Consider the following 15,432-nt stretch of genomic DNA (forward strand, 5'->3'; position numbering starts at 1 on the left):
CGACGCAGGCCACGGCCCACGCGCCGGCCGTCAGCCTGATCGTCCCGCCTGCCAGCGGACGCAAGCCAGCAGTACCCCATCCCAAAGATCGAGGACCCTGATGGATCAGGCCATTTCTACTTCTCCCGAGGGAATTCGCCGTCTGCGCGACGAACATCACGCTCTGCGCGCGCGCGATTTCTGTGATCGTTTTCAAATCTCTGAAGCCCAGCTGGTCGCCGCGTACACCGGCCAAGGCGTCACTCGGATCAAAGCGCATCCTGATGATATCATGCCCCGCATTGAGCGTCTGGGAGAGGTCATGGCGCTAACGCGGAATGCGTCCTGCGTGCATGAACGCGTCGGTACCTACGGCAACTATAAAAGCGGGCCACATGCGGCGATGATTCTGCAGCCGGAAATCGACCTGCGTCTCTTTCCCTCGCATTGGGTCAGCGCCTTTGCCCTGGACGAGCAGACCGATAAAGGCATGAAACGCTCGATCCAGATCTTTGACGCGGCGGGGGACGCTGTGCACAAGATCCACCTGCGAGAGACCTCAAACCATGACGCCTGGGCGGATGTGATAGCGGAACTTGCCACTGAAGACACCTCCGACACGCTGGAGGTCGCCCCGCGCAAGCCCGCAGAAGCTGCCAAAAGCAACCCCGACAAACGCGAGCTTTTGCGCAGCGAATGGCGCAAGATGACAGACACGCATCAGTTCCTGCGTCTTACGTCCAAACTCAAGATGAACCGCTTGGGGGCCTATCGCATTGTGGGCACGCCTTTTGTAGAGCGCATGCCACCAGAAGCCGTCGACGCTGCGCTGCAATCACTGGCCGGAAGCGGCACTGAAATCATGCTTTTTGTTGGCAATCGTGGCTGCATCCAGATCCATGGCGGCCCGATTGAGACCCTGCGCGCAATGGGGCCTTGGCAGAACGTGATGGATGCGCGGTTCAATCTGCACCTGCGCCTTGACCACATCCATGAGGTCTATGTGGTCAACAAACCAACACAGCGCGGCCCGGCTGTCTCACTGGAGGCCTTCGACGCTGAGGGAAACATCATTCTACAGATCTTTGGCCGCGCCACCACAGAACGCGACAGCCGCCCCGAATGGGAAACGCTCCTGTCCGCCCTACCCCGCCTTCAAACAGAGGACGCCGTCTGATGCGCCATATCGCTTTTGCCGCAGCCCTGAGCCTGATGGCCACAGCCACCCCCATGCTTGCCGCCGAACGTATTCTCTCCATCGGCGGCTCTGTCACTGAGATCATCTATGCGCTTGGAGGAGAGGACAAGGTCATCGCCCGCGACACCACCTCCAGCTATCCGGTTGCCGCCGAAGAGTTGCCCGATGTTGGTTATATGCGCGCGCTGTCGCCCGAAGGTGTGCTCTCCGTGAACCCGGATCTGATCGTCTCCGAAGCCGGCGCAGGCCCGGCTGAGACGCTCGAGGTCCTGAAAAAGGCCGGGATCACTTTTATCGAAGTGCCGGATTCCTTTACCGCTGACGGCATCCTGGAGAAGATCGCCGCCGTGGGGGAGGCCATTGGCAAACCGGCTGAGGCCGTCAAACTTTCCGCCGAGGTGGAAAACGATCTGACCTCAGTGGCTGAAAAAACCGCCACCATCCCCGAAACTGAGCGCAAACGTGTGTTGTTCATCCTCTCTACGCGCGGGGGCCGCATCATGGCATCGGGCACCAATACGGCGGCGGATGGCATCATTTCACTCGCGGGGGGTGTCAACGCGCTGACGGATTTCGAAGGCTACAAGCTGATGACCGATGAAGCGGTTTCTCAGGCTGCGCCGGATGTCATCCTGATGATGGACCGGGGCGGTGATCATGGTGCACCCAATGATGAGTTGTTGGCCCTTCCTGCAATCGTCACAACTCCCGCAGCAGAGACCAGATCCGTCATCCGGATGGATGGGCTCTATCTGCTGGGCTTTGGTCCGCGCACCGCAGATGCCGCGCTCGCACTGGCGCAAAAAATCTATGGCACGTTCTGATCCATGGTCGCGTTAAGTGAAACCGAACTGCCCTCGCCCACGCAGGACATCAAGCAGCTAGATCGCCGGATCATCGCCCGCCGACTGAGCGTCATTTTGATGGCCTTGCTGGCACTTGCGGTCGTGGTGAACCTTGCATTGGGTGCGTCGGGCACCTCGCTTTGGGGAGCACTTGGCAAACTGATTTCCGGCGCAGAACTAACCACGATGGAACGGGTCGTTTTGTGGGACATACGCCTGCCTCGTATCATCCTCTGTATCTTGGTGGGGGCAGCACTTGCGGTATCAGGCGCGGTCATGCAGGGCCTCTTTCGCAACCCTCTTGCCGATCCCGGTCTTGTTGGGGTTGGCGCGGGGGCCGGTCTTGGTGCAATCACATCTATCGTGTTGGGGAGCCTGCTACCGGTCGGGTTTCAGAGCCTCTTTGGCCATTATGTGACCCCTGCGGCGGCCTTCGTCGGCGGTTGGGGCAGCACGTTGATCCTGTATCGGATCTCGACCCGCGGTGGGCGCACCTCTGTCGCCACGATGCTGCTTGCAGGGATCGCGCTTGGATCGCTTGCGGGCGCGGTTTCGGGCATTCTGGTCTACATGGCGGATGACAATCAACTGCGTGATCTGACCTTCTGGCAGATGGGGTCGCTTGCCGGAGCCACATGGGAGAAATCAATGATTGCCGGTCCGGTGATCTTGCTCGCCATTGCAGGCTCCACTTGGTTTGCGCATGGGCTCAATTGTCTGGCCTTGGGTGAGGCTGCGGCGGCGCATATGGGTATTCCGGTTCAACGCATGAAAAATGCTGCGATCTTCTCGGTCGCAGCCGCCACAGGTGTTGCGGTTGCAGCCACCGGGGGCATCGGCTTTGTCGGCATTGTCGTGCCGCATGTGCTGCGCCTTGCTACGGGGCCGGATCATGGCACCCTGCTGCCCAATGCGGCCCTTCTGGGCGCAACACTCCTGCTTGGTGCGGATCTCATCAGCCGTACAATCATTGCCCCGGCGGAACTGCCCATCGGTATCGTTACAGCGGTTCTTGGGGCTCCGGTGTTTTTGTGGATTTTGCTGAAACGGCGCGGGATGGTGGATCAATGACACTGCATGCAGATCATCTCTCACTCACCATCGGCAAAAAGCAAATTCTTCGCGATGTGAGTTTTACCGCTCGCGCGGGCGAGGTGTCCGCCATCGTGGGGCCCAATGGCTCTGGCAAATCCACATTGCTCAAGGCGCTGGTCGCAGAGTTACCAAGCACTGGCGACATTACCCTGAATGGGCGCGCCTTGCAGGATTATAAGCCGTGGGAACTTGCAAGCCTGCGTGCCGTCCTGCCACAAGCCACCGTTCTTGCCTTTCCCTTCACCGTGCTGGAGGTGGTGCGGCTTGGGCTGGCTGCCGGACCCGACGCCAGCAATCCCGAACTTCCTTTTGAAATGCTGTCGCGCGTGGATCTCGACGGATATGCCGGGCGCTACTATCAGGAGCTTTCGGGAGGTGAGCAGCAGCGTGTCCAGCTTGCCCGTGTCTTGGCGCAGGTGGGGCGTCCGATGCGTGACGGTCACCCCTGCTGGCTGTTTCTGGATGAACCCGTATCGAGCCTCGACATCGCCCATCAGCTAACCGTGATGGAGATCGCGCGCCAGTTTGCAAGCGATGGCGGTGGGGTGATCGCGGTGATGCATGACCTGAACCTGACGGCGATGTATGCCGATCATGTGCATGTCATGGCAGAAGGGCAAACCGCTGGCGCAGGGTCCGTAGCAACGGTGCTGACCGATGCACGCCTGTCTCAGGTCTATGGCTGCCCTCTGCGCACCGGAGTGGTTCCGGCAGACGTCGGCGTGTTTGTATTGCCGCAAACCGCGCGCGCCTGAGCCTTAAGACAAAAGCGACCTGCACGTTTCTTGTGCAGGTCTGCCCGAACCGATTGGTGTGCCGGATTAGGCCGATGCCGCATGACGTAGCCCATCCGGGTCTTCCATGACCCCTGCCATGCCATTCAGCAGCTCTTTCTTGTTGATCGGCTTTGACAAAAAACCGTTCATACCCGCAGCCAGACAGGCCTCACGATCGCTGGCAAACGCATTCGCCGTCAGCGCCACAATCGGGGGCTGCGGGTGGTTTTGCATACGGATCAGTCTGGTCGCAGTCAGGCCGTCCATTTCCGGCATCGACATATCCATCAGGATCAAGTCGGGACGGTGTCGAGCGCACAGCTCCACTGCCTCATAGCCGTTCTCGGCTTCGATCAACTCTACCGTCAGATCTGACAGATACTTTCGGATCAAGAGCCGGTTGGTGCGATTGTCCTCGGCCAACAGAACCTTGCATCCACGAATGCGATCCAGATCCGGTTCTTGGGCAGTGTCGGTCTGCTCCGGCTGGCCCAGCGGCGCATCACACTGGATATAAAGCGAAAAACAGCTGCCCTGCCCCGGCTCTGAATGAACGGTGATATCGCCCTGCATCTGCTGCGCCAAAAGGCGAGAGATGGTAAGCCCCAACCCCGTGCCGCCAAAGGACCGGGTGGTCGCCGCATCTGCCTGCGAAAATCGGTCAAAAATATTGTTGAGTTGAGCCTGCGACATCCCGATGCCAGAGTCCTGTACGTCGATGGTCAGCCTGTAAGGATCTGACTGTGCACGCAAAACACGCACGTCCACACGACCGGATGCGGTGAATTTCACCGCATTCCCCACAAGGTTCACAAGGATCTGGCGCACGCGGCCATCGTCCGCCCGTACGGACTTGGGCAGGTCGGTGGCATAGTTCACATTGAGCGTCAGACCTTTTTCGCGCGCAACAGGGCGCAAAATATCGACAGCGCTTTCGATGCAGCGTTCAAGGTCAAAATCCACAGGTTCCAAGGACAGTTTGCCGGATTCCATCCGTGTGAGATCCAGGATGTCATTGATGATCTTCAAAAGCGCCTTGGACGACGTGCGGATAATCTGGACATATTGCTCCTGCTCTTCCGGCAAGGCGGTTTCCGACAGCAAATCTGCCATCCCGATGATCCCATTCATCGGCGTGCGGATTTCATGGCTCATATTGGCGAGGAATTCCGTCTTGGTGCGATCTGCTTCCTCAGCCGCACGCTTGGCTTCGGCCAATTCAACCGCATTTCGTTTTTGCAAGGTCACATCACGTTCGATGCCGATAACCATGCGCATGTCACCATTCTCATTGAGGACGGGCACAAGGTTCGTATCCACCCAAATGGTGTCACCATCCTTGGTGTAATTCAAAATCTCGCGGTGCAGCCGCTCGCCCCGCGCGATATGTTCCGCAATATCGCGAATTGTCTCTGGGTCGGTTTCAGGGCCGTTCAGCAAGTCTCCCGGTCGCTTCCCAATCGCATCGTCAATCGTGTAGCCTGTCATACGGGTGAACGCATCGTTGACCCAGAACACGCGCAGATCCGGGCCGCTCAGAATGATGCTGTCAGAGGCATTTTGCGCAACCGTCGATAATTGTTCCAATTCGACCTGGTGTCGTTCCAACTCCTGTTCGCGCTTGCGCAGCGTCTTGATCGTAGAGCGGCGAACAGCCGAGAGCCTGCACGCCATGAATGTGGGTACGATGATCAGGATACCTGCCACGATCAACACAAGCCGCAGCTTCCACAGGTTGCCCGGTTCTTTGGGCCAGCCACCGCGCGGGATCGCGGCCAGTTCCCATGTGCCGGTGGGCAAGATCACATCCATCACCATCGGGCCGTAGTCGTGGATCGCGGGATCCCCGTAGAACACGCCCCCCTGATGGCCGGTACCATCGCGACCGCTCAGCGCAATCTCAACCGGAAGATCGGCCTGATGTAGCCCAGCCCCCCGATAGAGCGCATCCGCATCAATGACCGCAGCGACCATTCCCCAAAAGGCACGATCCTCTCCTTCGCCAGTAAACACCGGAAAACGGATGATAAACCCGGTTCCGCCCTGAACCAGATTTACGGGCCCCGCGAGGACGATCTCGCCGCTGTCGCGCATCCGCATGACGGCTTCTCGCTGGGCGTCATTCTTATTGTAATCGAGACCAAGCACCGCCTTGTTGCGCTCGTAGGGGTAAACCATGGAGACAACCAGATCCGGCGCAACGGCAATATTCAAAATCTCAGGCAAATCGCCAGCTACATAAGCGGCAATCTCATTGAACCTATCCTGTGTCATCGACTGCTCAGACACCAAAAGTCCCACAAGCCCTTTGATCAGCTGCACGTCCGCAGTCAGCTGACCCTCAAGATGGGAGCGGATCAATCCAGCCTCGGCCAGCACCTCTGCCCGCAGTTCTTGTTTGTTGATGATCCGGTTCTGATTCTCGGCAAAGATGAGAGATACGCCAACGACGAACAGCGCAATCCAGGTGGGCAGATACGTCCGATTTCCCAACGCTAGAATAATAGACCGCACCCTGTCGCGCACTGTTCCTGTCTCCGTCTCAACTTTGGAACCCCATAACTTGCGTTGCCAGTATCGCCGAGAATCCTTCCCGGGCCGTTAAGCAACCATAATTTCATCATTGAACCGAAGGACAAGGCGATATTTTATATTTCAAAATTAAAGGATCACAGTGCAGTTGCAGAGAAGCACCGTTTTGTGAACGCATGCAGCGTTCTATTACTGCAGGCCCGCCCAGAACAACTCCATCTGGCGGCTCATAATTTCATCGTACTTTCCGCTTTCACGCAGCTTTCGCAGCCCGGCGTTCACCCGGTAAAGATATGATGTTCCGCGCCAGTGTGTTTTTGATATTATGACATGAAGGCTCACCTGAGAGAGCGGTTGCTCAAGTGGCTCGACCTGACCGCGCAAGCCTTCTGCCACCAATGCGCTTGCTCCAACAAAGAGATTGAGTGCCGCAGCATCAACGCGCCCCTCGGCCACCATGCGCAGGCAATCACCGGCGCTTTGTGGTTGCAGAAGGGTGATTTTATCCTCGCTCAGCCAGCGTCGCCCGGCGCTGTCTAGGTCAAACACATCCTCACGCAGTGGGCGGCACAGGGTTTTACCCACCACATCCGCATCGCTGGCATAGGCCATCCCACCACGGCTGCGCACAAACAGCATCACCGGCACTTCGATCAGCGGATCTGAATAATGATACTTCACACATCGCGGATTGCTCGCATCCGCAGTGCAATCTGGCTTGGCCCATGGAAACCCCATATCGAACCGCTTGCTGTCGAGCATGGGCGACAGATGCTGGCTCCAGTCATCTTCCCATGTGATTGCATAAGGCACGGGCGACGGAGCAAGTTCCAACGCGGCATTGACCAGTTCTGTCACCAGCCCCTGTCCGGGCAGGTTCGGATCGGTGAAAGGCGCGTAATTGCCGCCTGTCAGCAGATTGAGCTCTGCTGACGGCTGGCGAGGCGGTGCAGGCTCCACCACTGCTTCCTCGGGCTCGGCATCTGGAGGGCAGGGAATAAAGAGCGTGCGCCCCGGAATGACCGAGGGGCCATCCAAATTCCCTTGATTGCTATAGTAGATCACCGTCCAGCGTTCGCGGTCACCATAATGCGCCTCTGCAATCGAAAACAGATTGTCTCCGGGTTGCACCACATAATCCACATCACAAATCGCCCATGCGGCTGAGGGTATAAGCCCAAACAGCAGCACCACCCGCCAGATCAGCGGCATCAGAACGCGTCGCATCTGTTTCTCCGTCAGAACCCAGCCCAGACGCGGGCAAGGTGATCTTCGACAATGGCTTGATACGACCCATCTTCACGAATGCCGCGCAGGCCGCGATTCACAATATCGAGAAGTTCCTGCGCCTGAGGGTGCGACTTATGCACCACCACATGATGCGACTGGATTGAGATCGGCTCTGGCACCACTTGAATGCGCTCCACGATCCCCATCTCTTTCATCTTATTGCGACCGGTGAATTCATTCAGAACCACCCCATCCGCCTTGCCTTCAAGCACCAAGTCAAAGCAATCACCCGGCGTCGCCGCAACAACCAAGGTGATCTTCTCCTCACGCAGCCAGTTGCGACCGTTTTCGTTGAAAATCGAGGTGTCATAGCCTTTGGGGCGACAGATCGATTTGCCAAAAAGATCCTCTTCCTTGGCAAAGGACACCGGGCGCGCGGCATCGGCAAACATTAGCGTCAGCGTCTCAAACAGCGGATCAGAAAACAGCAGGTTCTTGCACCGGTAGTTGTCCGGCAACTCAGTGCAGTTGGGTTTGTACCATGGAAAACCAATGTCCAGCAGCGCATTCGACAGCAGTGGATCAAAGTGAGAAGACCAATCATCCACCCAATGGATCGCAAAACCGCGCTCGGGGTTTGCCTTGATCATCGCGGTGTTCACAAGATCAGTCAGCAGCCCACCATTATGGAGATTTTTGCCGGTAAACGGTTCAAAATCATCCCCCGTCAAAAGGTTGATCTTCTGACGCACCGCTGCATTTCCCGCCTCAATTCGAACTGGCGTTGCTGCGGCTGGCGCTGCTTCTTTCAGCGCACGTCCCCCTTCCAGCCCGACAGGCAGACCATTCAGACAGGTGATCTCCAGCGGCATTCCCACACGGATTGCACTGGGCTTTGGGCCAATGGCGGCAATGTTGCGGTTGTGGATCGCGGTCCACATGCCAGCGTTCTTATAGAGCCGGTCGGCAATCACGGACAGACTGTCGCCGGGTTGCACCCGATAGATGCCCCCGCACGTCTGAGCAGCCCCCATATGCGCCCAGAGCACAGACACCCCAAGCACCGCTGCCGCGATCAATTTCTTCATTAGTCCCCCCGAAAATACTTTTAGTATTATATCTGCCGAACAGGTTTCATGCTGATGGCAGTCTTGTTTCTATTGTTGGACAACAGGCGTGGCAGCGCACTGTTATCATTTTGTTTCTACTGAATAAAAAGGCTTAGGATTGTGTCCGTGTCGACGCGACCATCGGCGCGCACCAGCCCTCGCGGTACAGAAATTTGCCCCCGCAGATACGCATCATTCAAAAGCCGATCAATATAGGTCGCCGACTGGCCTTGTGCATGGGCGGTCATCACCAGCTGATAGAGATCAGACCCTCCCACGATTGGGCGTCCTGACACATTGCTCTGGCCGCTTGCAACTGCGGGCGGCGCGACCGGTGCGGGCGTGCGCAACGCCGCCAATGTCTCTGCTGTCATCTTGGACATCAGATCACCGCTGGCCTCAAACGCAGGCGTTGCCGCGACCGGCGCGGCAGTCACAGGTGCCGCAACGGTGTTGGGTTCTGGCGTCTCGATCGCTGCAACCTGCATGAGGCGGGCAAGATTATCCGAAGGCGCAACCGGAGTCGCCGCTTCTGGGATCACGGCCGCCGCCACCGGTTCCTGCGTATCCGGGAGCAGCGCCAGTGTGGTGGCCCCAAGGATCAAAATCCCGGCCACCGCTGCAGCCGCCAGCAAAGGTTTGGCAAAACGATCATCCGACAACAGATCAGCCCATGCAAATCGGCCGCCAAAGTCACCGCGCGCGTGGCCGCCAAAATCTCCACCGGTGGAGGTCGGAGCACTCTGCTCAGGCACCGGCTGGGGCGTCGCCGCGGGTTGCGTTGATGGCACAACATTGGCCGCCCGTTGCGGGTCATGGCCTGCAATCTTGCTCTTCAGAGCGAGCTTTACGCTTCCTGAACTGGAAATCGTTTCAATCTTTGTCGGAAATTTTCTTGCCTGTGTCCCATTGGGACTTGCCGTCTGGGCAGTTTGAAACTGCCTCTGCTTTAACTGCTGCATTGTACCCCACCCCGTCACCGATACGCAAAATGCCACCGATAAAAAACTCGCCGCTTGACGTTTACCATTTGTTAACTATTTGCCCGAATCATGTCAACATTTTGCGGGTAGCACAAGTATTGTCGCGAATTACGGCATAACATTCGCTTTATCCGGCAGTCTCCGTCTGAGGCCAACGGATTGCGGGCGGCAAAATATGCCACCTGCAAATGTTCAGACTTCGGTTTTAATGGCTATTCAGGGCGACCCAACGGACCCGGACTGTACCTAGCGCAGCGGGTCGACCTTGGGCGGGGTGCCGTCTGCCCCCTCCTCACAGTTACTGCAATTGCGCATGACGCTTGGCGGACTTCTCTCTACTCCGTCGCGCCCGATAAGGGTCTTAGTCCGGCGCTCCTGCAAGGATCATAATATTGGCGATCCCCGCACCTTCTCTGTGGGCTTTGGCTTCTTGATATTCGGGCGAATGATAGCAGGCCAATGCTGCTTCCATGGAGTCAAACTCGATCACCACGTTGCGCGGATGGCCTTCGCCCTCCAGATGCTCGACCGCACCGCCACGTGCCAAAACGCGGGCACCGTGTTTCGCAAAGGCCTCCGTCGCCCCCTTGGCATAAAGCGCATAAGGGTCGGGATTGGTCACGGTAACATGGGCGATCCAATAGGCTTTGGGCATAGAACTCTCCTTCTTTGTGTCCTCAGACGGGATGCGCTCCGGGGACACCCCCGGAGCGACAGGGTTTACTTGTTCATCACTTTGGACAGCAGCAGATAGGCCGCGCCCGCCACAAAGAGCCCCACAAACCACGCGTAGGTGTAGATGGTCGCAAAGAACGCAGAGGTCCCATCGGTCAGGCCAACGCCCGCCAAAAAGCCCGGCAGGTTCGGCAGAATACCGATGACCAGCGCCAGAATACCGGCCCAGTTGGTGCCGTTCTGGCCCGAATAGATGCCGTTCGACTTGAATAGGTCAGCCACCTCAAGCCGGGTTTTGCGCAACAGGTAGTAATCCGCCAGCATCACACCCGCGATCGGCCCCAGGAGCGCCGAATACGCAATCAGCCAACCGACGATATGGTTCACCAGAATCCATGGGAACATGGCGATCCCGATGGCTGCGGTGATATAGCCGCCGCGCTTGAGGTTGATCTTGCTCGGCGCGAGATTGGCAAACCCATGCGCAGGGGCCACCACATTGGCCGCAAGATTTGTCGTCAGCGTCGCCACGATCAGCGCAAACAGTGCGATGATCACCGCAGAGCCTCCCATGCGCTCCGACAGCTGCACCGGATCCCAGATCGCCTCGCCAAAGATCACCACGGTGGCCGAGGTCACAGCCGACGCGATAAAGGCAAACAGCGCCATCGGGATCGGCAGACCCACCATCTGACCCACCAACTGGTCCTTTTGGCTGCGCGCGTGACGGGTGAAATCCGGAATATTGAGCGCAAGCGTCGCCCAATAGCCGATCATGCCCGTCAGGCTCGGCCAGAACACGGCCCAGAACTGCCCCTCTTTGGGCTGACCCGGATCAAAGGCGCTGGGGGTGGAAAGCATCTCGCCAAAACCGCCCGCCGCAGAATAGGCCCATGCCAGCAATGCAAGGCCCATCGCCAGCAGGAACGGGGCCGCATAGGTCTCCAGCCAGCGGATCGACTCCGTGCCGTTCTTGATAAAGTAGAGATGCAGGCCCCAGAAGGCGAGGAAGCAGACAAACTCACCAAGGCTGATCCCTAACAGCGGCAGCGCCTCCCCCGCAAGCGCCCCGCCGGTGAGCTTGTTGACGATCACAAAGATCGCAGATCCGCCAACCCATGTCTGGATACCAAACCAGCCACAGGCCACGATGCCCCGTGCGACCGCCGGGATCTTGGCCCCGGCCGGGCCGAAGGACGAACGCAAGAGCACCGGAAACGGGATGCCGTATTTGGTGCCTGCGTGACCCACCAGAACCATCGGGATCAGGACAATCGCATTGGCGGCGAGAATGGTCATCACCGCCTGATCCCAGCTCATGCCTGCGCCGATCAGATAGGATGCGAGCAAATAGGTCGGGATACAGACCACCATCCCCACCCAAAGTGCTGAAATGGACAACCAGTTCCATGTGCGCTCTGCTGCGGTGGTCGGCAGCTGGTCCTCATTATAGAGTTCCGGATCCAGCCCCGCGAGATCCTGTTGACCCGGTTCGCTGTCCCGAGACGTGGTATACCCACTTGTTATATCGGTCATTTCTTTATTTCCTCCCTTTTATTCGGATTTGTGGCCCTTTCCTCCAAAGGGCGCAAACGAAAATTCCCCGGCCAGTGACCGGGGAAAATCTTAGACGCAGGCCGGCATGTTTTCCGGATCACGCACCACCTTGCGGGGCGCGGTCACTTCTTTCCATTTCGACAGCGCTTTATTGACCTCTGGATAGGGCGCGCGCGTGACGAATTTGCCATGCCCTGCCGTGGCGCAGACGGTGCCGTTGTCCACCGCGATCTCGCCCCGGCTGAGGGTGTAGCGCGGCAGGCCTTTGACCTCGCGCCCCTCAAAGACGTTGTATTCCACCACAGATTGCTGCGTTTCAGCCGAGATCACCTTGGTCTTTTCAGGGTCCCAGACCACCAAATCCGCATCCGCGCCTTCCAGCACCGCGCCTTTCTGCGGGTAGATGTTGAGGATCTTGGCAATATTGGTCGATGTCGCCGCCACAAACTCATTCGGGGTCAGACGGCCTGTGTTCACACCTTCCGTCCACAGCACCGGCATCCGGTCCTCCAGTCCTCCGGTGCCATTGGGGATCTTGGTGAAATCCTCGATGCCGTAGCGTTTCTGTTCAATACTGAAGGCGCAGTGATCTGTGGCCACCACCTGCAAGGACCCGGCCTGCAATCCCGCCCAGAGGCTTTGCTGATTGGCCTCGTCGCGGAACGGCGGCGACATCACGCGCTGTGCGGCGTGGTCCCAGCTTGGGTTGCGGTACTCGCTTTCGTCCAGCACCAGATGCTGAATGAGCGGCTCGCCATAAACCCGCATACCCTTTTGACGCGCCCGACGGATCGCCTCATGGGCCTGCTCACAAGAGGTATGCACCACATAGAGCGGCACCCCCGCCATATCGGCGATCATGATGGCGCGGTTGGTGGCCTCGCCCTCCACCTCGGGCGGGCGCGACATACCGTGGCCTTCGGGGCCGGTAATGCCATCTGCCAGCAGTTTCTGCTGCATGGTCGCGACGACATCACCGTTTTCGGCGTGCACCATGGGCAAGGCCCCAATGGCCGCGCAGCGGCGGAAGCTGTCGAACAACTCGTCATCCTCCACCATCAACGCGCCCTTGTAGGCCATGAAGTGTTTGAAGGAGTTGATGCCATGGTCGACCACCATCTGCATCTCGTCAAAGATCTGCTCGCTCCACCATGTCACCGCCATGTGGAAGGAATAATCCGCACAGGCGCGTTTGGATTTCGCGTGCCAAGCCTCCAACGCCTCGAGCATCGACTGGCCGGGGCTGGGCAGGCAGAAATCGACCACCATGGTGGTGCCACCTGCAAGTCCCGCGCGGGTGCCGGATTCAAAATCATCCGCCGAATGGGTGCCCATAAAGGGCATCTCCAGATGCACATGCGGATCAATCCCGCCCGGCATCACATAACACCCCTCAGCATCCAGCACTTTGCCGCCGCTCAGGTTCTGGCCAATCTCGACGATTTTGCCGCCTTCAATGGCCACATCCGCGTCATAGCTACGGTCGGCGGTCACAATGGTGCCGCCCTTGATTACGGTTCTCGCGCTCATTGTTTTACTCCACGATTTCTGCGGTCTCGAGGACGGCATGCAGCAGCACATCGGTGCCAGCGGTGGCCCATTCGCGGCTGATGTCTTCGTCCTCGTTATGGCTGAGACCATCAACACAGGGGCACATCACCATCGCAGTGGGCGCGACCTTGTTGATCCAGCAGGCGTCATGCCCCGCACCAGAGATGATGTTGCGATGGGAATAGCCGAGCTTCTCTGCCGCCTTGCGCACCGCGCTTACGCAGCCCTCGTCAAAGGTGACCGGATCAAAATGGCCGACCTGTTCGATCTCCAGTTGCAGGTCCAGATCTTCGGCGATCTTTGCGGCCCCTGCGCGCAGGCGCGCTTCCATATCGGCTTGTGTCTCGAAACTGGGCGACCGGAAATCGATGGTGAAGACAACTTTGCCCGGCACGATGTTACGGCTGTTGGGATAGTAGTCGCACTGCCCCACGGCCCCCACGGCGTCGGGCTGATGGCTCATGGCAATTTCATGCACCAGATCGGTGATTTTCGCCGCGCCAAGCCCAGCATTGCGTCGCATCGGCATCGGGGTGGAGCCGGTATGCGCCTCCTGCCCGGTCAGCGTCACCTGCAACCAGTTCAACCCTTGCCCATGGGTCACAACGCCGATGTCTTTGCCTTCTGCCTCAAGGATCGGTCCCTGTTCGATATGCAGCTCAAACATCGCGTGCATTTTGCGGGTGCCGACCGGCTCATCCCCGACATAGCCAATCCGCGCCAGTTCCTCGCCGAATGTCTTGCCCTCTGCATCCTCGCGCCCATAGGCCCAGTCCTGCGAATGCACCCCGGCGAACACCCCCGAGGACAGCATCGCTGGTGCAAACCGCGTGCCTTCCTCATTGGTCCAGTTCACCACCACAATGGGGCGACGCGGCGTGATGCCCTGATCGCGGATCGACCGAACCACCTCCAGCCCCGCGAGAACGCCCAGCACACCGTCATATTTGCCGCCGGTGGGCTGCGTATCCAGATGGCTGCCCATCATCACCGGGTCGAGATCCGGCTCCGCCCCTTCAAGGCGGGCAAACATATTGCCCATGCTGTCAACGCCAACCGTCATGCCAGCCTCTTCGCACCAGCGTTTGAACAGATCGCGCCCGTCCTTGTCGGCATCCGTCAGCGTCTGGCGATTGTTGCCGCCGCGCAGACCGGGGCCAACTTGCGCCATTTCCATCAGGCTGTCCCAGAGCCGACTGCCGTCGACTCTCGTATTGCTCTGAAGATCCTTCATAGTCTTCTCCCTTCGTTTGAGGTCCGCAGGCCTCCTCGACCCGCTCCCTCATCTTTCAATCGTATTCCCCGCACACCCGCCGCTCACTCGATGATATTGAGGAGCGTGCTGAGGGATTGTTTTGCGTCGCCGTAGAACATGCGGGTGTTGTCCTTGAAGAACAGCGGGTTCTCGATGCCGGAATAGCCGGTGCCCTGACCGCGTTTGGAGACAAACACCTGTTTCGCCTTCCAGCACTCCAGAACCGGCATGCCGGCGATGGGCGAGTTGGGGTCTTCCTGCGCGGCCGGGTTCACGATGTCGTTGGAGCCGATCACGATGGCCACATCCGTCTGAGGGAAGTCGTCGTTGATCTCATCCATCTCCAGCACGATGTCATAGGGTACCTTGGCTTCGGCCAGGAGCACGTTCATATGCCCGGGCAGACGCCCCGCCACCGGGTGGATCGCAAAGCGTACGTTCTTGCCCTTGGCGCGCAGACGGCGCGTGAGCTCGGCCACATTGGACTGCGCCTGCGCCACCGCCATGCCGTAGCCGGGGATGATCACCACGCTGTCGGCTTCTTCCAGCGCCGCGGCCACGCCATCGGCGTCAATCGCCACCTGCTCGCCCTCGACCTCCATCGCGGGGCCGGTGCTGCCGCCAAAACCGCCAAGGATCACCGAGAC

The 15,432-nt window shown here is 58.7% G+C and carries 13 protein-coding genes; 4 read left to right on the forward strand and 9 right to left on the reverse strand.

Annotated features, from left to right (window positions below):
- The first annotated feature begins 100 nt into the window (after positions 1–100).
- The 4 genes from UB90_RS21600 to UB90_RS21615 are packed head-to-tail and all read left to right on the forward strand — an operon-like array spanning position 101 to position 3,872.
- Entirely contained in the window at positions 101–1,156 is a 1,056-nt protein-coding gene (locus tag UB90_RS21600) for a hemin-degrading factor (protein WP_065326293.1), read from the forward strand.
- Complete coding sequence (locus UB90_RS21605) at positions 1,156–2,001, forward strand: heme/hemin ABC transporter substrate-binding protein (protein ID WP_065326292.1); 846 nt, start codon at positions 1,156–1,158, stop codon at positions 1,999–2,001. The genes UB90_RS21600 and UB90_RS21605 overlap by 1 nt, the downstream gene beginning before the upstream one ends.
- A 3-nt stretch (positions 2,002–2,004) precedes the next feature.
- On the forward strand, positions 2,005–3,093 hold the full coding sequence (locus tag UB90_RS21610; protein WP_065326291.1) for a FecCD family ABC transporter permease: 1,089 nt from the start codon (positions 2,005–2,007) through the stop codon (positions 3,091–3,093).
- Positions 3,090–3,872 (forward strand): heme ABC transporter ATP-binding protein, encoded by a 783-nt coding sequence (locus UB90_RS21615; RefSeq protein WP_009176684.1) that lies wholly within the window; start codon positions 3,090–3,092, stop codon positions 3,870–3,872. The genes UB90_RS21610 and UB90_RS21615 overlap by 4 nt, the downstream gene beginning before the upstream one ends.
- 66 nt (positions 3,873–3,938) lie before the next feature.
- Here UB90_RS21615 and UB90_RS21620 read toward each other — a convergent pair whose 3' ends face one another.
- The 9 genes from UB90_RS21620 to UB90_RS21660 all read right to left on the reverse strand — a co-directional run.
- Positions 3,939–6,407 (reverse strand): ATP-binding protein, encoded by a 2,469-nt coding sequence (locus UB90_RS21620; RefSeq protein ID WP_406707423.1) that lies wholly within the window; start codon positions 6,405–6,407, stop codon positions 3,939–3,941.
- A 207-nt stretch (positions 6,408–6,614) separates the two neighbouring features.
- Entirely contained in the window at positions 6,615–7,652 is a 1,038-nt protein-coding gene (locus UB90_RS21625) for a LysM peptidoglycan-binding domain-containing protein (protein WP_065326289.1), read from the reverse strand.
- Positions 7,653–7,663: 11 nt separating this feature from the next.
- Positions 7,664–8,743, reverse strand: a complete 1,080-nt coding sequence (locus tag UB90_RS21630) for a transporter substrate-binding domain-containing protein (RefSeq protein WP_065326288.1) — start codon at positions 8,741–8,743, stop codon at positions 7,664–7,666.
- Positions 8,744–8,859: 116 nt separating this feature from the next.
- Entirely contained in the window at positions 8,860–9,519 is a 660-nt protein-coding gene (locus UB90_RS21635; RefSeq protein WP_065326302.1) for a hypothetical protein, read from the reverse strand.
- A 589-nt stretch (positions 9,520–10,108) separates the two neighbouring features.
- Positions 10,109–10,402: a DUF1330 domain-containing protein gene (locus UB90_RS21640; RefSeq protein ID WP_065326287.1), complete on the reverse strand. Its 294-nt coding sequence runs from the start codon at positions 10,400–10,402 to the stop codon at positions 10,109–10,111.
- A gap of 65 nt (positions 10,403–10,467) precedes the next feature.
- On the reverse strand, positions 10,468–11,958 hold the full coding sequence (locus UB90_RS21645; RefSeq protein ID WP_065326286.1) for an NCS1 family nucleobase:cation symporter-1: 1,491 nt from the start codon (positions 11,956–11,958) through the stop codon (positions 10,468–10,470).
- 90 nt (positions 11,959–12,048) lie between these two features.
- Complete coding sequence (gene hydA / locus UB90_RS21650; protein ID WP_065326285.1) at positions 12,049–13,509, reverse strand: dihydropyrimidinase; 1,461 nt, start codon at positions 13,507–13,509, stop codon at positions 12,049–12,051.
- Between the two features lie 4 nt (positions 13,510–13,513).
- Positions 13,514–14,764, reverse strand: coding sequence for a Zn-dependent hydrolase (locus UB90_RS21655; RefSeq protein ID WP_065326284.1), 1,251 nt, complete (start codon positions 14,762–14,764; stop codon positions 13,514–13,516).
- A gap of 83 nt (positions 14,765–14,847) precedes the next feature.
- The coding region (locus UB90_RS21660; RefSeq protein ID WP_162559187.1) for an NAD(P)(+) transhydrogenase (Re/Si-specific) subunit beta at positions 14,848–15,432 on the reverse strand (585 nt) is incomplete at its 5' end.

It is taken from the genome of Tritonibacter mobilis, from assembly GCF_001681715.1.
GTDB classification, from domain to species: Bacteria; Pseudomonadota; Alphaproteobacteria; order Rhodobacterales; family Rhodobacteraceae; genus Epibacterium; species Epibacterium mobile.